The following is a 26,182-nucleotide window of genomic DNA, read 5'->3' on the forward strand; positions in this document are numbered from 1 at the left end:
CTCTTTCGCTCTGGAAATACAGACACAAAAAAAGCCTCAATCGAGGCTTTTTTCATTTGGATTAAACCTATAGTATTATTCCATATATCCAGCTGGCATATCGATTTGTGCCACGCCTGATTCAATTGCAGCTACCGCTACCGCTTTTGCGATACGAGGTAACAAACGCGGATCCATTGGTTTTGGAATGATGTACTCAGGACCAAACTCAAGACTATCTACGTCAGCCGCTTTTAACACTTCAGCAGGTACAGGCTCTTTCGCAATCGTTCTAATTGCTTCAACCGCTGCAATCTTCATCTCGTCATTGATAGCGGTTGCGCGTACATCAAGCGCACCACGGAAGATAAACGGGAAACACAGTACGTTATTTACTTGGTTTGGATAATCCGAGCGGCCTGTCGCCATGATCAAATCATTACGTGCACCGTGTGCAACTTCAGGGCTGATCTCAGGGTCTGGGTTAGAACAAGCGAATACCACTGGCTTGTCAGCCATTAGCTTTAGATCCTCAGCAGAAAGTAAGTCTGGGCCAGAAACACCAACAAATACGTCCGCATCTGCAATCACGTCTTGTAACGTACGCTTATCCGTGTTGTTTGCAAACAGCTCTTTGTATTCATTTAGGTCATCACGACGAGTATGGATCACGCCTTTTCTGTCCAGCATATAGATGTGCTCACGTTGAGCACCGCATTTGATCAGTAATTCCATACAAGCAATAGCGGCTGCACCCGCGCCAAGACACACAATAATCGCATCATGAATATCTTTACCTTGGATTTCCAACGCATTCAGCATACCCGCAGCGGTTACAATTGCAGTGCCGTGCTGATCATCATGGAATACAGGAACGTCACAACGTTCAATTAGCGCGCGCTCAATTTCAAAACACTCTGGCGCTTTAATATCTTCAAGGTTAATACCACCAAATGTGTCTGCGATATTTGCCACAGTATTGATGAAGTCTTCAGTGGTGTTGTGCTTAACTTCGATATCGATTGAATCAAGGCCCGCAAAACGCTTAAATAATAGTGCCTTACCTTCCATAACAGGCTTTGACGCCAAAGGACCTAAGTTACCCAAGCCAAGAATTGCCGTACCATTACTGATCACCGCAACCATATTTCCTTTACCCGTGTAACGGTATGCATTCGCCGGATCAGCCGCGATTTCACGTACTGGCTCTGCAACACCTGGGCTGTATGCAAGTGCTAAGTCTTTTACGGTCTCGGCAGGTTTAGTGAGTTCAACACTGATTTTACCTGGAACGGGCTTCTCGTGATAATCTAGAGCTTGTTGACGAAAGTCTGTCATGGCGCGATATTTTCCTACGAAGTTAATGTGAGAGTGTGGTAAACGTTCGCATTCTGAATGTTGGCAACCTAGCTAGCTGGTTACAGCAACACACAGTGCGATTAACTATATGAGCGACGACATTCAACCACTCAACAAGCGTATGTGCTTTGCTGTCGCGGTATGTCAATAGGACATATAGTTAATCGACCGTATTCACACAATACCGAGTTTTGCTCATTATTCAAGTAAAATCAGGTCTATCCACTAGCATGGTATTTTCTATACTTTTCCGAGAAGATAAGCTCAATTTTAAGAAATATTTCACAAATAAAATGACTAAAACTTAAAAAACAAGACGCTAAAACCAGCACGGAATGTATAAAATTAGCACAAATGCACACCAACTATAAAAACAATAAGAAAATTGCAACTTAACCAACTTTAACGTCAAGATACCGACATTTAATCGCAATATACTGACTTTAGTTTATATTAAGTGCTCATACCTGATACTATTTACTATATGAGCTTTGATTATTTTCACAACTTAAGCTCGTAAATGTTCAATATTTATCTGCTAAATAGAGTTTTTACTCTACCCAAGAGATCAGTAAAGTTTTGCTGCCAAACTGGCAAGTTTTTTATTTTAGAAGAATAAAAGACACAATAAGACGGGATGACTGACGGTCTATCTGCTGATGCAGAATAGGATGTATAAATCGAGAAGGTATTTTCAAACAGGCACAAAAAAAGCACCCTAAAGGTGCTTTTTTCGACTAGACCAACAAGATTACTTCTTGCTGCTAAGTGCACCGAAACGCTTGTTAAAGCGATCTACACGGCCACCTGTGTCAAGGATCTTCTGCTTACCAGTGTAAAACGGGTGACATGCAGAACATACGTCTAGGTGAATATCTTTACATAGCGTTGAACGAGTTTCGAACTTGTTACCGCAAGAGCACGATGCAGTGATCGTCTCGTAATTAGGGTGAATACCTTCTTTCATAGCAACCTCTAGTTAAGGCCGTATCGCTCTCCAAACCCGAAGTCTGGCACCATACGTAGTTATACAAAAATGTGGACGCGTATTTTAGTGCTTAACTGAACAATCTACAAGCAATATTTCAGAGTTTTTTATCACCGTCGCAGAGTACGTTTTCAATTCGTACCACCTTAGGTATATACTTCGTCACTGCGCTCACTTTATGGAATTGTAATACATGCTCATTCTTGAAGTAGCTTTAAAGCTGCCACTGCACCGAACATTCGACTATTTGCTAGCACCAACCATGCAAGTTGAAGCAGGAATGAGAGTCACCGTCAATTTTGCCAACCGTCGCTGCACAGCGATTGCGCTTGCTAAAAAAGACGACACCGATGTACCAAAAGAAAAACTCAAGCAAATTATTGAGGTGTTGGACGAGCATCCTGTCTTTAATCAAGCACAACTTAGCTTTTTACACTTTGTCTCCCAGTATTACTGTCATCCAATTGGCGATACCTTATTCACAGCACTACCGGCAGTACTCAGAGATGGTGGAAGCCCAGACAAAACTCAGATCCCTATCGTCAGATTAACGGAAAAAGGGCAGAAACTACCAACACTGCGAGCCAAAAAGCAACAAGCGCTGCTTTCTCAATTATATGAAGGTGGTGCAATAAAATTAAGTGAACTCAAAGCGCTCGGATTTGCTAGCCAAACAATTAAAGCATTAGAAGAAAAAGCGCTTATCTCACAATCTATTGAGCATGATAGTGATTGGTCGCAAAACGAATTACAGCTAGGCGAAAAGCCACGCCTAAACGACCAGCAAGCGACTATTTGCAGCGCCGTTAATGCACAAGTCGGTTACCGTACCTTTTTAATCGAAGGTGTAACGGGAAGTGGTAAAACCGAAGTCTACTTACAGAGCCTTGAAAACATAATAAAAGCGGGTAAACAAGCACTGATCTTAGTGCCTGAAATTGGACTCACACCACAAACGGTCAACCGCTTCAAAAAACGCTTTAATAACCTGCCCATTGATTTATGGCATTCAAATCTAACCGATAACGAACGCCTACATACTTGGCGTCGCGCCGAAAAGGGTCTGAGCGCTTTGGTCATCGGTACTCGCTCGGCCATTTTTTTGCCATTTCAAAATCTCGGCATGATCATCGTTGACGAAGAGCACGACAACTCGTTTAAACAGCAAGAAGGCCTGCGCTATCACGCCAGAGATCTCGCTGCATTTCGAGCGCATCAGGCACACTGCCCTTTGCTTTTGGGAACCGCAACACCGGCATTAGAAACATTACACAAAGCCATTACCAACAAATATCAACTCGTCACACTGAGTAAACGAGCGCAGACCCAGCACGACAACCAATTTCACCTTGTCGACATGAAAGGTCAGCCAGAACAAGGCGGGTTTTCACCAATGAGTTTACATTGGATGGAAAAAACACTCGCTCGCGGTAAGCAAGTTATGGTGTTTCTAAATCGTCGGGGCTTTGCACCAACATTGATGTGTCACGAATGCGGATGGCTTAATACCTGTAAACATTGCTCTACCAGCGCCACGTACCATAAAAACATGAACCGCTTGGTATGCCATCATTGTGGTGAACAGGACTTTGTACCGAGACAGTGTCCAGATTGCGGCAGCACCCAAATCATGCCCACAGGGCTTGGTACAGAACAACTCGAAGGCTTTTTAAGCGAACGCTTCACTGATATTCCCGTTACTCGCATTGACCGAGATTCTACGCGCCGTAAGGGCAGCCTTGAAAGCGCCCTTGAAGAAATTAATCAAGGTGGCGCGCGAATTCTGGTCGGCACTCAAATGCTTGCCAAGGGCCACCACTTTGCCGATGTCAGCCTTGTGATTATCTTGGATGTGGACTCAGGACTTTACTCTTGTGACTTTAGAGCAACCGAGCAAATGGCACAGCTCATTACGCAAGTTGCTGGACGAGCCGGACGTGCCGGTGAAGCGGGAACCGTGTTATTGCAAACGCATTTTCCAGAACATCCATTATTGCAAGATTTAATTAATAATGGTTATGGCGACTTCGCGCGATATGCCTTACAAGAGCGTGAAGAAGCTATGCTTCCCCCCTTCGCACACTTAGCTATCATCCGCGCCGAGGCAACAAATATAAATACAGTATTGCGCTTTTTGTCGGATTTGGTTCCTGCTACCCCCTATCCTGGTATACAATTGCTGGGTCCAATTCCAGCACCACTTGAACGAATAGCTGGAAAGTTCAGATATCAATTACACATACACGCACAACAACGCACTGTGCTGCGGGACTACCTTTCGCAACTTGCGCGCTATATCGCTACGCATGAGTCTGCCAATCGAGTACGCTGGAGCATAGATGTTGATCCAATGGATAGCTATTAAAATCAAATAACCTATGGCACAGCACGATTACATCAATAAGAAACCTAAAGGCAAGGGGAAAGACAAGCCAGAAAAATCGGCGAAATTTCCTGTTATTGCTGCTATTTTTGCATTTCTACTAATCGGAGGGTTTGCCTACGGTCTTTGGTTTATAAAAACCAATGCCGATCCTAAAGAAGTAGAGCAAGCCAAAAACCCACACCCAGTTGCCGAGCAAAAGGTTATTAAACCAAAGCCTCGCCCACCTGAGTTCATTGAAGAAATTAAAAATCATGAAATCAAGGTCGAAGTTAAAGAGATCGAGAGCAAAGGTCCCTATCAAATGCAGTGTGGTTCATTTAGAACCCATAGCCAAGCCGAAGCCATGAAAGCCAAAGTTGCGTTTGCTGGATTAATCGCGGAGATCCGTCGTACCGAAGGGAGTAACGGTGTCTGGTATCGTGTCCGTCTTGGCCCCTACGATACCAAGCGTTTAGCAGAAAGCGATAAAAACAAATTACAACGCGTTGGGATATTTGGCTGCGGGATTTGGGGCTGGACTTGATTTTTATAAGTCCACCCATATTTCCTACTAATCTAGAGTTACACGGGCACAGGCCCAGATAAGGATTACTATGACTACCATCGTTAGTGTTCGTCGCGATGACAAAGTGGTTATCGGCGGTGATGGCCAAGTTTCGCTTGGTAACACAGTTATGAAAGGCAACGCACGTAAAGTACGTCGTCTATACAATGGTAAAGTACTGGCTGGTTTCGCTGGCGGTACAGCTGATGCATTTACATTATTTGAACGCTTTGAAGCAAAGCTAGAGATGCACCAAGGCCATCTCACTAAAGCAGCCGTAGAAATGGCAAAAGACTGGCGTACCGACAGAGCATTAAGAAGGCTTGAAGCCCTACTTGCGGTAGCCGATGAAACCGCCTCGCTTATCATCACAGGTAACGGCGACGTGGTGCAGCCAGAGCATGATCTTATTGCTATCGGCAGTGGTGGTAACTTCGCACAGGCGGCTGCAACCGCACTACTTGAAAATACCGACTTAAGTGCGAAAGAAATCGTGGAAAAGAGCCTGAAGATCGCCGGCGATATCTGCGTATTTACCAATAATTTCCAAACTATCGAAGAATTGTAATAGGACTCGTCATGACAGCTATGACTCCAAGAGAGATTGTGCACGAGCTTGATCAACATATTATCGGTCAGGACAAAGCCAAAAAAGCCGTCGCGATTGCACTGCGCAACCGTTGGCGTCGTATGCAGCTTGATGAAGAGCTGCGTGCAGAAGTTACACCCAAGAATATTTTGATGATCGGCCCAACGGGTGTAGGTAAAACTGAAATTGCCCGCCGTCTAGCAAAACTTGCTAACGCACCATTTATCAAAGTAGAAGCGACTAAGTTCACCGAAGTGGGTTATGTTGGTAAAGAAGTTGAAACCATCATCCGCGATCTAGTCGAAGTTTCTTTTAAACTAACACGTGAACAGCAAACCAAGAAATTCAAATTCCGCGCTGAAGAAGCCGCCGAAGAGCGTATTTTAGATGCACTTTTGCCACCAGCAAAAGACGCTTGGGGTGAGTCTCAGCCAAATGAAAATTCGTCAACACGTCAAGTATTTCGTAAGAAACTACGTGAAGGTCAGTTAGACGACAAAGAAATTGAGATCGACATCGCAGAAACGGCGCCTCATGTTGAGATCATGTCACCTCCTGGTATGGAAGAAATGACCAGCCAGCTACAGAGCATGTTCCAAAACATGTCGGGTGACAAGAAAAAGAACCGTAAGCTGAAAATTAAAGAAGCACTTAAGCTATTGATTGAAGAAGAAGCTGCAAAGCTTGTTAATCCAGAAGAGCTTAAAGAGCAAGCTATTGAGTCAGTTGAACAAAACGGTATCGTGTTTATTGATGAAATCGATAAAATTTGTAAGCGCGGAGAATCTTCTGGCCCAGATGTTAGCCGTGAAGGTGTACAACGCGACTTACTACCACTTATCGAAGGTTCAACCGTTAATACTAAACACGGCATGGTAAAAACCGACCACATTTTATTTATCGCGTCAGGTGCGTTCCAAATGGCCAAGCCGTCGGATTTAATCCCTGAACTACAAGGTCGTTTACCTATTCGCGTTGAACTAGAAGCACTAACTGCGGGTGATTTCAAACGTATTCTAACTGAGCCAAATGCATCTCTTACAGAGCAGCAACAAGCGCTACTGAAAACAGAAGACGTCACTATCGACTTTACCGATGACGCTATCACTAAACTGGCTGAAGCTGCATATCAGGTCAACGAGAAAACTGAAAACATCGGTGCGCGCCGCCTTCACACTGTGATGGAAAAGCTGATGGAAGAGATTTCATTCGATGCCAGTGAAAAGGCCGGTGATACCTTGACGATTGATGCCGCCTACGTTGAACAGCATTTAGACATGCTTGTTCAGGATGAAGATTTAAGCCGCTTCATTCTGTAAATTAAAATCAAAAGCGGAGCCTTGCTCCGCTTTTTGAGTTATACCAATTATGTATCAAGTCACCAAACTTCATTATCATACGCTCAGTAAAGTACTCGATGTTTATTTTGAGGACGGCCGCTGTTTTACGCTAAGTGCCGAATTCTTACGAACACATTCACCATCCGCCGAAGTGCAAGGGCATAGTCCGGCGCAAAAGCAACTCGTGCTAAACAAACAGAATGTCGCCATAAAGAAAATTGAACCCGTTGGTCACTATGCTGCACGCTTTGTTTTTGATGATGGCCACGACTCAGGGCTCTACAGCTGGCAATACTTATACACTATAGCTACACAACACGATGTGCTATGGCAGGAATATGTAAACGCGGTAGAAGAGTATAAAACCCAAAAGGACAGCGTACCTATCAAGTTTGTGCCTTAAATTTACTGTTGATAAGCAGCCTGATACGAAGATTTGACATTATCGACCAAGCTATCTAAAACCTTTAAATTCATCTTATTAGGGAAGAAATCAGCTTGTGCCGCTAGCTTGTTACGCATCTTCATTAGTGTCACTCGATCTTCTTTTAAAAACGCAACACTCGCGGCTATATACTCTACCCAAAGGAACTCGGCAGGATTATTCTTCGCAGAGAGCAGAAGTGCCTCTCCAACCTCTATCGCCTGTTCTCGCTTTCCCGCCATAGCGTAATTCTGAAATAAATGCCATTGCAAACTTGCTTGCTGCTCTCCAGTCATGGTTTTATATTGCTCAATGAGCATTGCAGCTTCTAAATAACAACCCTGATTATACAGTACTCGCCACCCAGAGTTAGGTGTTTGATCAAAGCTTTTATAATTCATATTAGTCATGTTATTGCGTACAGTATCGAAGCTATCTCGACACAACATCGAAGCTTGAACAGAAAAGTTTCCCATAGCCAAAAGTAAAAATAGCCCCCGGATACAAGAATTACGTGTGGAGAGTTTCATTTAAATATTCCTTTTCAACATGTGATTTTCTCTTTATAAAACATACCTTTTAAAGATGCAAACCCCTACCTAAGACGATCCGGAAAATTTCTACAACAGTACATATTACTCACGATGTTGAATAGAGTCACCTTAAATGCAATACGCTTCTCAATATTCAAAATGACAATCAACCTGAACCTTAAAAATAATAAGCAAGCTCATTTCTTATCCGAGCCTCAGGTTTAATAAAAAACCCCACTATAAATTAAGTGGGGCTTTGACATTAAGAACCTCAGGTTGAATTGGTGTTTATACCTGATACTTAGCCACGGCTTCGTGTAATACGCGCGCTTGCTCTGCGACTTCTTCACTACTTTGCGCATTAGAGCGAGCATGCTCTGAGGCACCTTGCGCAATGTCTCTGATCTTAACCACGTTCTTATTCACTTCTGAAGCAACTTGGTTTTGTTCATCAATTGCCGTCGCGATATGCGTGCTCATTTCCATAATCGTTTGCACATCTTGGGTGATCATGCTGAGCAACTCCCCAGCCTTCTCGGCTTGCGACACACTTTCATTGCCTTGTTCACGACATTGTTCCATGATGTTCACCACTTCTCGTGTACGCTGTTGCAGTGTAGAAATGATACTTTCGATTTCTTGCGTGGAGTCTTGAGTACGCTGCGCAAGTGACCTAACTTCATCCGCTACAACAGCAAAACCTCGACCTTGCTCTCCCGCACGTGCAGCTTCAATAGCAGCGTTTAGCGCAAGTAAGTTTGTTTGCTCTGCAATACCACGGATCACATCCAATACCGAGCCAATAGTTTCACCGTCACGCTCTAACTGAGCAACAACACTTGAAGCACCACCTAACGATTCCGATAACTGCATGATGTGCTCAATTGTTGCTGTGACCTCACGGCGACCTTGTTGCGCATTTTCATTCGTTGTCTCGGCTTTATGCGCAGCTTCACCCGTATTATGAGAAATGTCTTGGATGGTCGCTTGCATCTCGGTCGCAGCGGTTGCAACCATATCCGCTTCGTGCAACTGCTCAGCCATACCAGTACTCGTTTGGGCTGTTGTCTCCGTTAAATGATCCGTGGCTTCATTAATAGTTGCCAACGCTCCATTCACATCAGCAATGAGATCTCTGAAGTCAGAAATTAAGCTATTAAAATCACGGGTCATAATCGTGATTTCGTCATTACCGCTTTGTTCAATTTGTAGACTTAAATTATTTTCACGACGAATGCGCTCAATGGTTTGATAAACGCGCTCTACGGGCTGAATAATTGAGCGACTAGTCGATAACACCAAAGTCATCACGATAATACCAGCCACAACAAATACACCGATGGCAAGCATCTGAGTTTTATCAACGTTTTCTTTGATCTCTGCCTTTGCCTGCTCCACGACTTCAGAGACCACCGCATCACTTTTCTCAACACTCACTTTCATCTTGCCAAGCGCACCGCTCGTTAAATCTAAGCCAAGTGCTTCTTGTGCTCGAACTAAACCCGCAAATTTGGATTGATAGGTGCTCAATAAACTAAGTAGCTTAGATTGATATTGAGCGTTAAACCCAGCACTACGAATTTCCTGAGAAAACTGTGCAACTAGCTCGTCAAAACGCTTAAGATATTTGGTATCAAAACGTAACATAAAGTCTTTTTCGGCTCGACGAAGCTGCAGCATGGTTGAAAGGAGTTGATAATTCTGCTGCTCTTTTAGTAGTGTTTCTACCTCGTGTACCGCACCACGAAGCTCACCGTAAAGAGCATCCTTTGGATGCAAGCCAATTGTTTTTTGTAATTGCACCACTTTTTGAAAGTCATCGTAATAACTTTTTGCTAAGCGTTCAAATTCGTTGATCCGACCTAAATCGATATCAAAATCAGAAAAAGTACCTTGCAACAAAGCGAGCTTAGTTTGCAGCTCACGATACTCGTTTTCAAACTCATCGAGTGAATCTACCTGCTTGTAAAAAAGGAAATTTTTCTCGTGTTTGCGCATTGCTAATTCATGAATGTCGAGCTCTTCTGCATATTGAATGGTTTCATTCAATTTCAGCATAGTACGAGCTTCGTACATGATCATAATTAACATAACAACCAAGGCAATCCCTACCACTAATGCATTCACTTGCAAACGACGTCTGATAGTCAGATTTTCTAATACCGCCATCGGCTTACCTACAATGTTAATAGACTGGCTAAAGTATAGCTGAAGCCTTTCAGCCTTGCCTCATAATAGGTAATTATTCTGGGTTCATATTACAAATTAATATATTTACGCCGCTTTTACATACAAATTATTAACACCGTTCCAAAGTTGATTGTGCAATAAATCAATATTGTGCCATTGACCTCCTATCAACCACTCCACTAGCAAGCTAGGATCGGATGGAAAATAAAACGATGCCTTCGCGTCTGTTCGCAGCCATTCTTCCAGCGCCCCAGCATTGAGATAATTCATCACTTGGGCATGACCGAGTTCGGCTAGCGTCTGTGCATTATTCTGCTGTTCAAATTGACCATCTAATGGTTTAAGTAGCAGTTTTTTACCGAGTTTTAATGCTTCACTAGAAAGCTCAAACCCGGCATTTGCAATCACACCACTGGTATTTCTTAAGTCCTGAATAAACCCAGAACGACTCGGTTTTCTTAGGTGAATATGTTGCAAAGAAGCATTGTCAGCATCCGGGTGATAGCAGTAAAACTCCTTATCAGGGAAATCTTTTAACAACTCAATAATGCTATCCAAAGCTTCAAACGGCAGATAAACCAAAACTTTGTTAATTATCGATGCACATTGCTCCTGCTCAGCCTCGTAAGGAATAAAAGGCGGAATAATATGCTTATCAAACGGTTGCCAGTGCACCCCAAGATGAATATCAGCTGGTGCAAAATACCGGATCAGGGCTTTGTGCCAAGGCTGTACGGCAAATTGTGGAACAGCATCATATAAATATGACGCTTGATGACTCATTGCTATCACCGGAACCTTTGCCAGCTTTCCTGCCCACGCACTGACAGGCTCAAAGTCGTTAAAGATCAAGTCATAACCTGATACATCTAATTTTCTAACGTCGCGAATAAACTCACCAAACTTGAGCGACTGAAAAGTTTTTAAACGATTTAACTGGCCACGCTCGGTAACGAATGACAACCCTCGGCAACTGCGATAATCACCAAAATCATGCATATCGAAATAGTTTTCCGAAGGACGTCCAGAAAAAAAGTAGTCAACAGAAATTCCCATGTTGCGAAAGCAATTTGCCATTACCCGAGCTCGAGTCGTATGGCCATTTCCCGTTCCTTGAACACCATATAGTATTTTCATACGCTTCCTAATATCACTATCGCTAAACTTGCACAGGCAACACCCATTGCCGCACCAAGCACCACATCAAGTGGATAATGTACCCCTACAATTACGCGTGACAATGACACTCCTGAAGCCCAAATCATCAACGGAAACGCAGCTAGTGGAATTTGCTCCATCAAGCAAGTCGCATATAGCCAAGCGCCAGCACTATGCCCCGAGGGCAGACTAAACTTATCACTCGGCGTCAACAAGGCTTTCACTGCGTAGCAGTCACATGGTCGTAATCGTGCAAAACGATTTTTTAGATAGAAGTAAAGCGGCCTTTCAATTGCAAAGGCCAAAATCACGGTGAGTGCAAATTGCTGACCTAGCTGCTCCAAAAACAGAGCGCACGCAATTGCGACCAACACATAGAGTCCACCGTTGCCACTTTTGGATAGACCTAATGCTATCAATCTAAACCAGTTTCTTGGTTTAGGGCAAAACACCACAAAGTATAATGCAGCGTCCAGCTCGGCTAGTTTTGCTTTCATCATTCGAGTCACGCCTAATTGCTCACAATATCAGCATAGAAGAGCAAAATAACAAATAGGTGACACTTTTAAGACACAAATATGTAAGTTGAATCAAAGCATTGCTAAGCACAAGTATGAGAGTATACTGGTTATCGACAATCAATATTCGAGGATTCAATATGGAATACAGCACTTCTGATCTTTGCGACCACTTTGCTGATGTGGTTGATGTGCTAGAGCCTATGTTCATCAATTTTGGCGGCCAGACGTCATTTAGTGGTCGTATCACTACCGTCAAATGTTTTGAAAACAATGAGCAGATCCAAGATGTACTACAACAAGACGGTACTGGTCGTGTGCTGCTCGTTGATGGTGGTGGTTCAACTCGTCGTGCACTGGTTGATATTGATTTAGCTGAGCTGGCGGTCGAGAACAACTGGCAAGGCATCATCGTTTACGGCGCGGTGCGCCATGTTGATGAATTAGAAGAAAGCGATATTGGCATTCAAGCAATCGCTTCTATCCCAGTAGCAGCAGATAGTAGTGGCAGCGGCGAAGTCGGCATTCCCGTTAATTTCGCAGGTGTCTCTTTTTACGAAGATGATTTTGTTTACGCCGACTCCACGGGTATTATCATCTCTGCGGAAGAGTTAATTTTAGAAGATGATAACGAAGACAATTAAGCGCTAGAAGTAACAGTCATGAGTACAGCAGTCCGTATATATGATGAAAGTAATATTGCCACTTTTGTCAGTGCAAGAGCCGGTGAAACCAGAATTTGGCAAAGCATAAGCTTTTTACAATGTGATCATGACTACGCGGCTTCGCTTAGAGACGCGGCCCAATTTGGGATCCGTTACGTGTTGTTGGGGATCCCCGAGGATATAGGTCCACGCGCCAATTGCGGGCAAGGCGGTGCCGAGCTCGGTTGGCAAGCCTTCTTAAAACGCTTTTTGAATCAGCCCGATAACCAGTTTTTGTCAGGCGATAAGGTTTTGTTGCTAGGCGAGGTGGATACCCTCGCTATTCAAACGCGTGCACTATCGCTCGATAACGCTAATAGCGAACAGCTAGCGCAGCTACGCACTCTCTGTGCTGACCTCGACAACCAAGTTATTGCAACCCTAGCACCTATCTTTGCTGCAGGCTTGGAGCCAATTATCATTGGTGGTGGTCACAATAATGCTTTTGGTATTTTGCAGGCACATTTTGAGGCCAGCAAGCATGCCGCTGGTGCCATCAACTTTGACCCTCATGCTGACTTTCGAGCTTGTGAAGGGCGACATAGCGGTAATGGCTTCAGTTACGCGCATCAAGCTGGTAGTTTGTCGCATTATCATGTCATCGGCTTGCACGAGCACAAAAACAACCAAACAATCCTTACTCAATTGCAAAACGCTGGATTCGGATTTTCAAGTTATCAAGCGATAAAAACCAGGCAAACTCAGAGTTTATCCGCATCACTCGACAAAGCGTTGGCAACGATGCCAAGCGACATTCCATTAGGCGTAGAGTTAGACGTTGATGCCATCGTCGGTATGCCTGCAAGTGCCCTGACCTATCAAGGCTTCACAAGTAGCGATGCCGAATATTTTGTGTACCGTATGGCTCAGGCTCGACATGCTAAATATTTGCACTTATGTGAAGCAGCCCCGGCTAGACACCCACTTGGTGAGCAGGCGGGTATCGAACATTGTGGCCAAATACTAACGAACCTTGCGAACGCTTATTTAAGTACCCGTCAACAGAGGCGCTAAACACTGTCACAGCCAAACCAATGTAAAGGTAAGGCGCTCCTAGTTATTGAGGTAGCCTTTGTTTCAGCCAACTGATCAAAATATTGCTGTTCTGTGGTCGAGAAAAGTAAAACCCTTGCGCTGCCACCGTGCCAATGCTTTTTACAAACTCGAGTTGCCCGAGAGATTCAATACCCTCGCCAATCACGCGACAGTGCTTTTCTTGATGCATCTCTACAATGCCTTTTACCAAGGATTTGGTATGCCCCATATGCTCTGGTTCTTGCGTCATATTGCGCGACAGTTTCACGTACTCAAAACGCAGTGCGGGTAATTTAGCAAGTACCAGCGGCGCATCACCAAAGCTATCGACACACATTTTTACACCCAAGTTCTTCAAACGACTGATCATCGCAATTTCTTGCTCATCTAGTTCGGCAAGCATACTAGCTGGACACTCGATAATGATAGCGCCAGGGCTTAACTGATGGTTGAGCATAGTGTAGTCAATAAACTCGATAAAGCTTTCGCTCAAGAGCTCAGCACCAAAGACATTAATACTGATGGGAACGCTGATCCCTTCCATTTTCAGTGCCAATGCAATTTCGCATGCACGCTCTAATACATATTCAGCAACGGGAATGGCAAGTCCAACTAAACGAATATCATCAATAAACTCATTGGCACTTAAAATCCCTTGCTTTGGATGCTGCCAACGCAACAGTAATTCAACAAACTCAATGCTGTTATCTTCATGACGAACGACTGGATGAAAATAGAGCTCAAATTCAGATCTAAAGTTGATTTTAGCTAACTCCGACAACCTAACCTGTTGCTCCAGCCGATGAATTTGCATGCGTTGTTGATACGGCACGACCTGTTGATGGCTATGCTGATGCGCTTCTGATTGTGTATCTAGCGCTAAAAACACGCAAGAAATCAGGTTCTCAAGCTGCCCCATTTCTTCATCGCAATTTACATAACTCGCACGCATCATGATCTCTAACGTACAGCTACCAACATTGAATGGCTTTAAAGTGCTGTTTGATATTTCCTCTATCAGCTGCTCATGAAAGTGCTTACCATGCTTTAACGAACATACAAACGCAAAGTTAAGACCACCTAGATGCGCCATTTTCGCAGTTTCATTGCCATGAGTGATGGCCATAACATCGCCTGATTGCAAACATTGTGCAATACGATTAGCCGACTGAGCTAGCAGCAAGTCACCAAACTCACGCCCTAAATGAAAATTTACCTGCTCGAAACCCATGAGACGGACTAGCACGAGCATACAAGGGCTCCCTTCCGTTTGGCGATATTCATTAAAAGCACGTTTAAAACTTTGCCGACCAGGTAACCCCAAACTTTCATGCTCGGTGTGGTCATCATTGTGTTCTTTCAATTCAAATTCATTTGCGCTGCTATACGCTTGATAGGCAAGGAAAAGAATATACATAAACACAATGACAATTGCGCCATGCTGGGCAGGAAATGTCCATAGATATTCAGACACAGTCCACATTACTAAAGTGATTATCGCAGCAGCACTTATCAACAATAAGCCACTTTTGTGCTCCTGTAAGCCATGGAATAGATACAGGAGTATCGTCAGAGTAAGTAAATGTAATGTAGTGATATTGCCCGTAAAGGCGAGCAGTATTGCAAGTGTTGCACTGCTAAGGTGAGCCAGCTTGAGCATACCAGAGGGGCGCTGCAACATTAATGCTAACGCCCCCATTACAATGGCTCCGGCCATGCCAGCCATCATTGGCGTAATTAGTATCGCTATTCCTTCAGACAGCAATAATTCCGTGGCTCCGCCACTAGCTGTTGAAATTGAAAGCATAATTTGTTGCTTATAAAAGGATCATTACTGATTAAGTTTACCTAAGATCCACAAATTTGACAGGTCCGCTACACCAAATTGATAACTTAACTGTGCAGGATGGGTAATGTCCCATAACGCTAAGTCCGCGCGCGTTCCAACTTTCAATACTCCACGGTCGCTCAACCCCAAGGCTTTCGCAGCATTAACCGTAACACCGCTAAGCGCTTCTTCCGGTGTCATTCTAAATAATGTGCATGCCATATTTAGCATTAATCGCAGTGAGCACAAAGGCGCAGTACCTGGATTGAAGTCGCTCGCGAGTGCCATTGCTACTTTATGCTTTCTGAGCAAGTCAATTGGTGGTAATTGCGTTTCTCGTAAGAAATAAAAAGCGCCGGGTAAAAGTACCGCAGTCACATCCCCTCTCGCCATCGCTTCCACACCAGCTTCATCAAGATATTCAATATGATCCGCTGAAAGCCCTTTAAACTTTGCCACCAGCTCGCTGCCATGTTGATTAGATAGCTGCTCAGCATGACATTTAACCTGTAATCCCAACTGTTGTGCTCGAGTAAATACTTGCTCAGTTTGCTGATAGGTAAATCCGACGTTCTCACAAAATACATCAACAGCCGTTGCTAATTGGCGCGAAGCAACTTGTGGCAGCATCTCATCACAGACTAAATCAATGTAGGCTTGGCTATTATCTTTGTATTCTGGGGGTAATGCATGTGCGCCCAAGAACGTGCTATGCACATCAATCGGGTGATGCTCATTAAGTAGTTGATTAATTTCTAGCAGCTTTAGCTCATTTTCAACGTCTAGGCCGTAACCCGATTTACTTTCAACCGTGGTAACCCCTTCTTTGAGTAAACTATTCAAGCGGTTCTTACCGTTAACATATAGCGTTTCTCTGTCTGCCAATCGTATCGCCTTAACGGTACTTGCGATACCACCACCTTGCGCGGCAATCTGTTGATATGACGCCCCCAGTAATCGTTGCTCAAATTCGTTGGCCCGAGAACCTGCAAATAAAATATGCGTGTGGCAGTCGATTAACCCTGGGGTCAACCATTGGCCATTGGCTTTATGAATAGGGGTTGCTATGGCGTCAACCTCAGGTAGTTCACTACGAGGGCCTAACCAATTAATTTTGCCATCTTTAATAGCGATCGCTGCGTTTTCTATCGCACCATAAGGGGTATCCAAATTGGGATCCATAGTTGCAATATTGACATCGATAATAAGCAAATCGGCTTCTAACATCATACTTGTCCTAATCTAAATCAAATCCATATGCCAACACATTAAAAGAAACTCGCTCACTGCGAGATTTATCCATTGAGTCTATCAGGGATACTTGTATATACAAGAGAAGTGTGCCATCTTTATTTACATAAATATGAACTCGAGACAACAATTGTGCCTGAGCTTCCTAAATTTGCGCTGATAAAACAATATATTATCGATAATATTCGCGCCGCGCGCTGGCTCGAAAACGAGCGCGTGCCGTCGGAGAATGAGTTAGCTGACCAATTTAATGTTAGCCGAATGACCGCAAGACGAGCACTAAGCGAGCTAACTGAAGCCGGAATTTTAACTCGTAGCCAAGGCCTAGGTACTTTTGTTGCCAGTTTTAAATCTCAGTCTTCGTTACTTGAGATCCGAAATATTGCCGACGAGGTCAACGCACGCAATGGCAAATACTCATGCACCGTACTAACGCTTGAACTTATTGCAGCAGTAGCACCTATCGCTATTGCACTCGGTGTAGAAGCGGACGCGCCAGTCTACAGAAGCGTAATTGTACATAATGAAAATGAACAACCACTGCAAGTCGAAGAGCGCTTTGTCAATCCACAGTTGGCACCGGAGTATTTAGACCAAAACTTTGAACTGACTACCCCTCATGAATATTTATCTCAAGTCGCGCCACTCACTGAGGCTAGACACACCGTTGAAGCAGTTATGCCATCACCAGAGGTTTGCCAGTGGCTTGGGCTTTATAATGAAGAACCATGCTTACAAATGATCCGCCGAACTTGGTCTGCAAAGGGCATTGTTAGCTTCGCGAGATTAATTTCGCCAGGCAGTAAATATCGCTTAGGTGGTCATCTCACCTTTAAGCAAAGGTCGTAACACATAAAGTGTCGCCAAATATCGCGGCAGATAAATCAAAACGACATGGCAGCCTCGGTTGTCATGCAATACAAATAGACTAACAACCTAGTGAAACTAAGCAATCGCAGCAACTAGACGTTTCACTTAGGTTGTATATACAACAGGAGAGAGCAGAATGAGTGATAACCCAAGATTAGATCCTAGCCGCGAGATCCGCGCGCCACGAGGTGCAGACATTACCGCAAAGAACTGGCTGACTGAAGCGGCAAAGCGAATGTTGATGAATAACCTTGACCCTGAAGTTGCGGAGCACCCAAATGCACTAGTCGTTTATGGCGGTATTGGCCGTGCCGCTCGCGACTGGGCATGCTTCGATAAAATCGTTGAAACGTTAGACCGCTTAGAAGAAGACGAAACCTTACTGGTGCAATCAGGTAAACCTGTCGGGGTATTCAAAACTCATAGCAACGCTCCTCGTGTATTAATTGCTAACTCAAATTTAGTACCACATTGGGCTAACTGGGATCACTTCAACGAACTCGATAAAAAAGGCCTGATGATGTACGGCCAGATGACCGCTGGTTCTTGGATCTATATTGGCTCACAAGGCATAGTACAAGGCACATACGAGACCTTTGTAGCAATGGCAAAGCAACACTTTAATGGTGAGGCAAAAGGCAAGTGGATCTTAACCGGTGGCCTTGGCGGCATGGGTGGCGCGCAGCCACTCGCGGCAACTATGGCAGGCTTTAGCGCCCTCGTTGTTGAGTGTGATGAGTCACGAATCGATTTTCGTCTTAACACACGCTATGTTGACCGAAAGGCAACCACACTTGATGATGCGTTAGCTATCATTGATGAAGCGAATGCTGCAGGGCAACCGGTATCAGTTGGCCTGTTGGGCAATGCCGCGGATGTGTATGCTGAATTGGTTGAGCGCAATATCACGCCTGACGTAGTGACCGATCAAACTTCTGCGCACGATCCACTAAACGGCTACTTGCCGCAAACGTGGACTATGGCTCAGGCTGCCGCGCTTCGCGAAAGCGATCCACAAGCAGTTGTAAAAGCCGCAAAACAATCTATGGCAGTGCAAGTACAAGCCATGCTAACGCTGCAATCGCGCGGGGCCGCGACAACTGACTACGGGAATAACATTCGCCAAATGGCCCTAGAAGAAGGGGTTGATAACGCCTTTGATTTCCCGGGCTTTGTTCCTGCCTATATTCGTCCACTGTTTTGCCAAGGCATAGGTCCATTTCGTTGGGTTGCGCTGTCTGGCGATCCTGAAGATATTTATAAAACAGACGCGAAAGTTAAAGAGCTTATCCCAGACGACCCACACCTTCACAATTGGTTAGACATGGCGCGCGAGCGCATTCAATTCCAAGGCCTGCCTGCTCGTATTTGCTGGGTTGGACTGAAGGACAGAGCGCGTTTAGCACGAGCATTCAACGAAATGGTCAAAAATGGAGAACTCAAAGCACCGATTGTGATTGGTCGTGATCACTTAGATTCTGGCTCTGTAGCCAGTCCAAACCGTGAAACGGAATCGATGATGGATGGTTCAGATGCAGTATCGGACTGGCCGTTACTCAATGCCTTGTTAAACACGGCTGGCGGTGCAACTTGGGTCTCACTGCATCACGGCGGTGGTGTTGGTATGGGCTTCAGTCAACATTCGGGAGTCGTTATTGTGGCAGATGGCACAGACGAAGCAGACGCCCGTTTATCTCGCGTACTATGGAATGACCCAGGTACCGGTGTAATGCGTCATGCCGATGCCGGTTATGACATAGCCAAAGACTGTGCAAAAGAACAAAAACTAGATTTACCTATGCTGGAAGGAAGGTAAGTATGTACTCACTAAATTTAATCCCAGGCCAACTGACTTTAAACACGTTACGACAAATCAATCAACAGCCTGTTCATCTCAGCTTAGACGAATCAGCGAAAGCCGCTATTGCTAACAGTGCAGACACAGTTCAGCAAGTAATCAAAGAAGGGCGCACCGTTTACGGCATTAATACGGGTTTTGGCTTGCTGGCCAACACCAAAATTGCAAAAGACGAATTAGAGTTGCTACAACGCTCTATTGTACTGTCGCACGCAGCCGGTATTGGCGAGTTAATGGACGATAGCACCGTTCGACTCATGATGGTACTAAAAATCAACTCACTCTCTCGTGGTTTCTCTGGGATCCGCTTGGATGTAATTGAATTCTTAGCGGCCTTGGTTAATGCCGAAGTCTATCCTTGTGTGCCCAAGAAAGGCTCAGTCGGGGCATCAGGCGATCTTGCACCACTATCGCATATGTGTTTACCGATCCTTGGCGAAGGTCAGGTTCGCTATCGTGGTGAACTTATCGATGCCATCGATGGGTTAAAAATAGCAGGACTTGAACCACTTACTTTAGCTGCAAAAGAAGGTCTTGCACTACTTAACGGTACACAAGCATCTACAGCCTTTGCACTGCAAGGTCTTTTCAGAGCTGAAGATCTTTATGCGCAAAGCTGTGTCGTTGGTTCAATGAGCATTGAAGCGGCTATGGGCAGCCGCTCGCCGTTTGATGCGCGTATTCATGAAGTTCGTGGTCAGCAAGGCCAAATCGACACTGCACTGGCATTTAGAGATATCTTACAAACTCGCTCAGAAATAAGTGATGCTCATGTTGATTGTGAAAAAGTACAAGATCCTTATTGCTTGCGTTGTCAACCACAGGTGCTTGGTGCCTGTTTAACTCAGATCCGGCAAGCCGCTGAGGTGATCCTTGTAGAATCCAATGGGGTAACAGATAACCCGCTGGTATTTGCTGATGCTGGAGATATTATTTCTGGCGGCAACTTCCATGCAGAACCTATCGCGATGGCGGCTGATAACCTAGCGCTTGCCATTGCTGAAATTGGTGCATTGGCTGAGCGTCGTATCGCGCTGCTTATTGATTCGAGCTTATCAAAACTGCCTCCCTTCTTAGTTAACAATGGCGGTGTAAACTCGGGCTTTATGATTGCGCAAGTCACTGCTGCGGCACTGGCCTCTGAAAACAAAACACTCGCACATCCTGGCAGTGTTGACAGCCTCCCAACCTCGGCAAACCAAGAAGACCATGTTTCCATGGCAACCTTTGCGGCAAGACGCTTACAGGAAATGGCTGACAACACCCAAGGTGTACTCGCAGTTGAATATCTTGCTGCAGCGCAGGGGTTAGATTTTAGAGCGCCACTTAAGCCATCTGACAAAGTGGCTACTGCTCAGCAAATATTACGAGCAGTCGTGAGCTTTTATGACAAAGATAGGTATTTTGCACCCGATATTGAAAGTGCTAATGCGTTATTGGGTCAAGCTGCACTGGCGCACTTGCTACCAGCACAACTCTTACCTTCAGCCTAACTCAGATTCATTAACAATCGGATGATGATAGGCAAAGCCGAGTTCGGTAATACGCTCGGCTTTGATAATGCGCGCTTCTTCTTTTGACGAAGCGAAACTTGGCATCTCAGTCCCTAACTTTTCACAGTGATATTGATAAAACGCCTGTCTCGTGGGGTGTGCTGGATAACAAACATTATAAATGTCTGCAGCATCCTGCCACCGCGCGATCACGGTATTGATTGCAGCAACAACATCACCGCGATGAACCATATTCACTCTACCATTCGCTGAGCTAGACAAGGCTTTTCCTGCTACAAATCGCCCAGGCTCCCTACCGGGACCTTGAAGACCTGCTAAGCGCACCACTTTACCGCCTGCGTTAAGCACCATCTCTTCAGCAGTTCTTAGTATATCAACACGCTGGTTGGCTTTATCCGCTAACTTACCTTGTTCATCATATTCACCATTTTCGGTGCTATAAACGCCAGTGGTCGAACACAATAAGAAACCTGCTGCTGACATCTTCTTTGCAAGTAACAATGCCTGTTCTAACGTTTCTAAATAGTTACTATCGACATGCCTAGCTCTTGGTGGGATCGCACACACCCAATACGCGTTGTGTAAAGAAATTGAGTGCGCTAAGGTGCCATTTTCAGTTAAGACCAGCTGCCTTGACCAGCTATGCATCTCGCTAGCTTGGGTTCTGGTGCCTTCTATTTGCCACCCTTGCAACTCAGCTTCGCGACACAACGCTTCACCGAGCCAACCCGCGCCCAGTACCACCAGACTGCGATTTAATACTTTCATATGAATATTACCTTAACTAGGAAGTTACCTTGTATTATCTATGTAAAAGAAGTTAACGCAAACGGTGGCGTTCTCCTGTTATCTATGGTTTGATTACCGTTTGCATAAGCTAAAAATAAGAAGTGTCATGCTTGAGAATTTATCCCTTAGAAAGAAAATATTGCTGCTAATTGGCGGCACCATTTCCGTATTATTAATTATTGCATCAAGCTTTTTCGTCAGCCATATTGCAACGCTCTCTCGAGATGGAATTGAACGAGAAACGCAAAGCTATATTCAAGCCGAAAAATTGGCGATGGAAGCATTCTTTGGCCAATACGGTAAAGTAGTTGAAACCTTTGTTTCTACGCCTCACAACATTCATTGGTTTGAAAATTATAATACCCGTGGCGCCGATCTGACTAAAGATAAAGACTATCAAGAGGTCAATGAAGACTTAGTTAGAATCGCCAAAGGTGATGAAAATATTCTCTCAGCCTTTATTGCCTCAGCAAACACCGGTGAATATTTTAAAGAAAATGATCGTACATCAGCATATTCGGATGGTCGACCTTACTACGCCTATCAGCGCCCATGGTGGCAGGATACGCTGGATGTAGGTAAATTGTATGTTGGTCCAATTGCAACCGATATCAATACCGGTGCAGTGTCTGCTGTGATCCGTCAACCTATCTACAATAACGGCGGCAAACTCGTCGCCATGGGTGGCGTCGACTTACAGATCAATAAATTGAACGATATGGTTGAACGTATCAAGTTTCAAGATAAAGGTTTTGGCTTTTTGCTCGATGGTGATTTAAATGTTGTGCATTTATCCAAGCGTACTGGTCATTCACTCTCTACCACAGATGAAGGCGAGAAAGGCAAAGAAGGTTTAGATGGCCTTGAATCCCAGTTTTCCAATACATCAGGCTTTGACGCTCTAAATGCCGCTATCAAGCGTAACCCCGTTGGCAATAGTACAGTCACGTTCAAAGGGGAAGCGTATTATGTTGTTTATGACAATGTGAAATTAGACAACCCCCTATTGGATTGGCACGTTGGCCTACTTATTCCGGTGTCGCTGATCGAAGCGCCTGTAAATGACGCCGTAATGAGCACAATCACAGCCTTGATTATTATCTTAGCCATTATCGTGGCAATGATCTTGCTCGCCACGCAAATGATCACCAAACCGATTGTAGCGCTTACCGAAACCATGCGAGACATCGCATCAGGTGAAGGCGACCTAACTAGACGTATCGATATCACCAGTAAAGATGAAGTTGGTCAACTCGCGCTGCATATGAATACCTTCATCGATAAACTTAGAGCAATGATGCTCGATACCGCAGCACAAGCTGAGCAATTAAGTAATGCTTCCGCCCAATTGCGTGAAGTATCAAACAATACTAACAGCGAAATTCAGCGCGAAAAAGAACAGGTAGATAGCGTAAGCGCGGCAGTGACCGAGATGGCAGCCACTGTGACTGAAATCTCACGTAATGCACAAGAGACCAACCAAGCCGCTGATGTCGTACAACGTATTACCAATGAAGGTGCAGGACGTTCATCACAAGCCCAAGAAGTCATGACTGAACTAGCACTCCATATTGGTGAGGCCGCAAAAGTGGTTGCCGGACTTGAACAAGAAACCAGTAACATAGGTGCTGTTATCGATGTGATTAACGGTATTGCTGAACAAACGAACTTACTGGCACTCAATGCCGCCATAGAAGCCGCCAGAGCGGGCGAGCAAGGTCGAGGCTTTGCGGTGGTTGCTGATGAAGTCAGATCGCTTGCAAGCCGCACGCAAGAGTCTACCGATGACATTCGTAATATGATCTCTCGTTTACAGCAAATTGCACAACAAGCTTCAGTGATGATGCAGCAAGGTCAAGACCGCGCAGAGGGGACCGTAGAGGAAACGCAAGCCGTGCTTGATGCCTTAAAAGAAATCACAGAGTCGGTCACGACAGTACAAGACCAGAGCCATCAAATTGCGACATCAACAGAGCAGCAAACCGTTGTTGCAGAAGATATTAACAATAGTCTTAACCAAATTAATGAGCTCGTTAATAGCACGGCCAACCACGCCAATGTACTGGCAGATGAAGCCCGCGACTTGAACGACTTAGCCAAGGCGCTTAACTCAACAGTAAACCAATTTAAGCTTTAATCAAACACTAAAACACGTCGCAATCGCGGCGTGTTTTGATCTAAGGCAAGTCTAGCCCAGACGGTAAAAAGTACACTGACACTCTTAATAAAACTCGAGAGTGCGTATCGTGATTAATTTACCTATTTGGAATGATTCCCTTATCAACAAGTACAATATATCTGGTCCTAGATATACCTCATATCCAACGGCCTTATCGCTTGAGTCTGGTTATAGCCAAAAAGAGTTACAAGCGGCTATTACGGGCTCTAAATCTCGTTCACTCTCGCTGTATATTCATATCCCTTTTTGTCATCAACTATGTTACTACTGTGGCTGTAATAAAATCATTACTCGTCATCAATCCAAAGCTGACGTTTACCTAGATTACTTAGCACAAGAAATCGCAGCAAAAGCGCCGCTATTTTCTGAGTATCGTGTAGAACAACTTCATTTAGGCGGTGGTACACCAACTTTCTTAACTACAGAGCAAATGACACGTCTAATCGAAATGCTCAATAGTGCATTTAACTTCTCTCAAAGTGCACAGCGTGGTATTGAAATAGACCCAAGATCACTTGCACCAAATATGATGCGTCACCTACACGAGCTCGGATTTAATCGTGTGTCTTTTGGCGTACAAGATTTTAATGATGAAGTACAAGCTGCGGTAAACCGCCCACAGCATCTAGATGAAGTGCTGGCTACCTTAACTGAAGCGAGAACGCTCGGTTTTAAATCTATTAATATGGATATGATCTATGGGTTACCATTTCAAACAGTAGAGAGCTACAAGCAAACGATTGAGCAACTTATTGCGCTTTCTCCCGATAGAGTCTCTGTATTTAACTATGCCCATCTTCCGGATAGATTTGCAGCACAGCGAAAGCTAAAAGAAGCCGACATGCCAAGTGCGGGAGAAAAACTTGAGATCTTTAAGCAAACACTGGAACAGATGACCACTGCTGGATATCAATTCATCGGTATGGATCACTTCGCCAAAAAAGACGATGAGCTGGCTGTGGCGCAAAATGAAGGGCATCTACACCGTAATTTTCAAGGCTATACCACTCATGGCGAGTGCGACCTGTTAGGTCTTGGTGTGTCATCCATTTCTCAAATTGGTCATATGATCTTGCAAAATGAGAAAGAGTTAAAACCTTATTATCATGCTTTAAGTGATAAAAGATGTGCGATCACTAAAGGGATAACCTTAAGTGGTGATGATGAAATACGCGCGGCTGTGATCAAACAGCTTATTTGTCATTTTGAGTTAGATAAAAAGGTGTTCGAGCAACGTTATGATATAAATTTTGACGAATATTTCGTTCAAGCACTTAACGCTCTAGAGCCGCTAGCAGCAGATGGACTGGTAGAGCTGAATGAACACACCATAAAAGTCACAAGTAACGGCAATTTGTTTATTCGCATCATCTGCATGTGCTTTGATGCTTACTTACAAAACCAAGTCAAAAACACCCGCTTCTCTCGCGTTATTTAACCACCTAACTCTCTCAAACCTCCCACAATACTGTGTTTATAGTGGGAGTGAGTGTACCTCGCGAAGTTTTTTTAATTTCAAATCTCTATAAGCAAAAAAACCTGTCGCATTACTGCAATGGGTTTTGATGTACATGGTTTTTTGCCGGAACTTCATTACAACTCATAGGCGGGTAAACCACCTCGCACCATGTTGCACTGTGCTGATACTGTGGTAGGAGCGAGTTTACCTCGCGAGGTTTTAATTGGCTTGCGAGGTTTTCTATACCCCAAATAGCAAAAAACCCGTCGCATTGCTGCAACGGGTTTCTCTTATTTGGCCCTGACGATGTTCTACTTTCACATGGGAAGCCCACACTATCATCGACGCTGTTTTGTTTCACTTCTGAGTTCGGCATGGGGTCAGGTGGGTCCAAAACGCTATGTTCATCAGGAAATTCTGTTCATTAATGAAGTATCCTTCATTAATATAAATCCGGAAAAAGCGATTAAATTCTTTTGTCTACTTTAGTCTATTAACTTCTGTTAGCTAAGGCCTCCATGGATGGAGGTCATGCTAGGAATTGTCTGGAACAATTCTAGTAAACCACTTTGGCGTTGTATGGTTAAGCCTCTCGGGTAATTAGTACGAGTTAGCTTAATGCCTCACAGCACTTCCACATCTCGCCTATCAACGTTGTAGTCTTCAACGGCCCTTCAGTTGACTCTA

Annotated in this window: 21 protein-coding genes and 2 rRNA genes; 12 read left to right on the plus strand and 11 right to left on the minus strand. The window is 44.4% G+C overall.

Annotated features, from left to right (window positions below; genetic code table 11):
• Positions 1-75: 75 nt before the first annotated feature.
• Entirely contained in the window at positions 76-1,317 is a 1,242-nt protein-coding gene (locus ABMY45_RS21255; RefSeq protein WP_069020522.1) for a malic enzyme-like NAD(P)-binding protein, read from the minus strand.
• Positions 1,318-2,089: 772 nt separating this feature from the next.
• Complete coding sequence (rpmE, locus tag ABMY45_RS21260) at positions 2,090-2,305, minus strand: 50S ribosomal protein L31 (protein WP_010607053.1); 216 nt, start codon at positions 2,303-2,305, stop codon at positions 2,090-2,092.
• Between the two features lie 214 nt (positions 2,306-2,519).
• Between rpmE and priA the strand changes: the two genes are divergently transcribed.
• The 5 genes from priA to ABMY45_RS21285 all read left to right on the plus strand — a co-directional run bounded on the left by priA (position 2,520) and on the right by ABMY45_RS21285 (position 7,588).
• Positions 2,520-4,691 carry a primosomal protein N' gene (gene priA / locus ABMY45_RS21265; protein WP_010607052.1) on the plus strand — a complete coding sequence of 724 codons (2,172 nt, stop codon included), beginning with the start codon at positions 2,520-2,522 and terminating at the stop codon, positions 4,689-4,691.
• Between the two features lie 13 nt (positions 4,692-4,704).
• Positions 4,705-5,235 (plus strand): SPOR domain-containing protein, encoded by a 531-nt coding sequence (locus ABMY45_RS21270; RefSeq protein ID WP_017217264.1) that lies wholly within the window; start codon positions 4,705-4,707, stop codon positions 5,233-5,235.
• 70 nt (positions 5,236-5,305) lie between these two features.
• Entirely contained in the window at positions 5,306-5,824 is a 519-nt protein-coding gene (hslV, locus tag ABMY45_RS21275) for an ATP-dependent protease subunit HslV (protein WP_010368932.1), read from the plus strand.
• A gap of 11 nt (positions 5,825-5,835) precedes the next feature.
• Entirely contained in the window at positions 5,836-7,164 is a 1,329-nt protein-coding gene (gene hslU, locus ABMY45_RS21280; protein WP_010607051.1) for an HslU--HslV peptidase ATPase subunit, read from the plus strand.
• 49 nt (positions 7,165-7,213) lie between these two features.
• The gene (locus tag ABMY45_RS21285) at positions 7,214-7,588 is read left to right on the plus strand and encodes a DUF971 domain-containing protein (protein WP_010607050.1); all 375 of its coding nucleotides are present in this window, start codon (positions 7,214-7,216) and stop codon (positions 7,586-7,588) included.
• A 2-nt stretch (positions 7,589-7,590) separates the two neighbouring features.
• Here the strand turns inward: ABMY45_RS21285 and ABMY45_RS21290 are convergent, their stop codons facing one another.
• The 4 genes from ABMY45_RS21290 to ABMY45_RS21305 form a co-directional block, all read right to left on the minus strand.
• The gene (locus ABMY45_RS21290) at positions 7,591-8,139 is read right to left on the minus strand and encodes a hypothetical protein (protein ID WP_010607049.1); all 549 of its coding nucleotides are present in this window, start codon (positions 8,137-8,139) and stop codon (positions 7,591-7,593) included.
• A 291-nt stretch (positions 8,140-8,430) separates the two neighbouring features.
• Positions 8,431-10,311: a methyl-accepting chemotaxis protein gene (locus ABMY45_RS21295; RefSeq protein ID WP_130126991.1), complete on the minus strand. Its 1,881-nt coding sequence runs from the start codon at positions 10,309-10,311 to the stop codon at positions 8,431-8,433.
• Between the two features lie 105 nt (positions 10,312-10,416).
• Positions 10,417-11,469, minus strand: a complete 1,053-nt coding sequence (locus tag ABMY45_RS21300) for an MJ1255/VC2487 family glycosyltransferase (protein WP_010607047.1) — start codon at positions 11,467-11,469, stop codon at positions 10,417-10,419.
• A complete protein-coding gene (locus tag ABMY45_RS21305; protein WP_010368944.1) occupies positions 11,466-11,990 on the minus strand; it encodes a phosphatase PAP2 family protein in 525 nt (174 codons plus the stop codon). The genes ABMY45_RS21300 and ABMY45_RS21305 overlap by 4 nt, the downstream gene beginning before the upstream one ends.
• Positions 11,991-12,148: 158 nt before the next feature.
• Here ABMY45_RS21305 and rraA point away from each other — a divergent pair, with 158 nt between their 5' ends.
• A complete protein-coding gene (rraA, locus tag ABMY45_RS21310) occupies positions 12,149-12,652 on the plus strand; it encodes a ribonuclease E activity regulator RraA (protein WP_010607046.1) in 504 nt (167 codons plus the stop codon).
• Between the two features lie 18 nt (positions 12,653-12,670).
• Entirely contained in the window at positions 12,671-13,726 is a 1,056-nt protein-coding gene (locus ABMY45_RS21315) for an arginase family protein (protein ID WP_174170531.1), read from the plus strand.
• 43 nt (positions 13,727-13,769) lie between these two features.
• Here ABMY45_RS21315 and ABMY45_RS21320 read toward each other — a convergent pair whose 3' ends face one another.
• Entirely contained in the window at positions 13,770-15,554 is a 1,785-nt protein-coding gene (locus ABMY45_RS21320) for a GGDEF domain-containing phosphodiesterase (RefSeq protein ID WP_010607044.1), read from the minus strand.
• Positions 15,555-15,578: 24 nt separating this feature from the next.
• A complete protein-coding gene (gene hutI / locus ABMY45_RS21325; RefSeq protein ID WP_349289483.1) occupies positions 15,579-16,802 on the minus strand; it encodes an imidazolonepropionase in 1,224 nt (407 codons plus the stop codon).
• Between the two features lie 111 nt (positions 16,803-16,913).
• On the opposite strand from hutI, the gene hutC reads away from it, so the two are divergent.
• The 3 genes from hutC to hutH all read left to right on the plus strand — a co-directional run bounded on the left by hutC (position 16,914) and on the right by hutH (position 21,047).
• A complete protein-coding gene (gene hutC / locus ABMY45_RS21330) occupies positions 16,914-17,675 on the plus strand; it encodes a histidine utilization repressor (RefSeq protein WP_138582995.1) in 762 nt (253 codons plus the stop codon).
• A gap of 157 nt (positions 17,676-17,832) precedes the next feature.
• Positions 17,833-19,512, plus strand: a complete 1,680-nt coding sequence (gene hutU / locus ABMY45_RS21335) for a urocanate hydratase (RefSeq protein WP_349289482.1) — start codon at positions 17,833-17,835, stop codon at positions 19,510-19,512.
• 2 nt (positions 19,513-19,514) lie between these two features.
• Complete coding sequence (gene hutH, locus ABMY45_RS21340; RefSeq protein WP_174170529.1) at positions 19,515-21,047, plus strand: histidine ammonia-lyase; 1,533 nt, start codon at positions 19,515-19,517, stop codon at positions 21,045-21,047.
• Here the strand turns inward: hutH and ABMY45_RS21345 are convergent.
• The gene (locus ABMY45_RS21345) at positions 21,039-21,836 is read right to left on the minus strand and encodes an NADP-binding protein (RefSeq protein WP_211867179.1); all 798 of its coding nucleotides are present in this window, start codon (positions 21,834-21,836) and stop codon (positions 21,039-21,041) included. The genes hutH and ABMY45_RS21345 overlap by 9 nt on opposite strands.
• A 127-nt stretch (positions 21,837-21,963) precedes the next feature.
• Here ABMY45_RS21345 and ABMY45_RS21350 point away from each other — a divergent pair, with 127 nt between their 5' ends.
• Positions 21,964-23,994 carry a methyl-accepting chemotaxis protein gene (locus ABMY45_RS21350; RefSeq protein WP_174170527.1) on the plus strand — a complete coding sequence of 677 codons (2,031 nt, stop codon included), beginning with the start codon at positions 21,964-21,966 and terminating at the stop codon, positions 23,992-23,994.
• A gap of 109 nt (positions 23,995-24,103) precedes the next feature.
• Positions 24,104-25,474, plus strand: coding sequence for an oxygen-independent coproporphyrinogen III oxidase (hemN, locus tag ABMY45_RS21355; RefSeq protein ID WP_010607038.1), 1,371 nt, complete (start codon positions 24,104-24,106; stop codon positions 25,472-25,474).
• Between the two features lie 319 nt (positions 25,475-25,793).
• Here hemN and rrf read toward each other — a convergent pair.
• Positions 25,794-25,907: ribosomal RNA gene (rrf, locus tag ABMY45_RS21360) — 5S ribosomal RNA — on the minus strand.
• Positions 25,908-26,074: 167 nt separating this feature from the next.
• Positions 26,075-26,182, minus strand: a 23S ribosomal RNA gene (locus ABMY45_RS21365); the annotation flags it as partial.

Source organism: Pseudoalteromonas sp. XMcav11-Q (genome assembly GCF_040104525.1).
GTDB lineage: Bacteria > Pseudomonadota > Gammaproteobacteria > Enterobacterales > Alteromonadaceae > Pseudoalteromonas.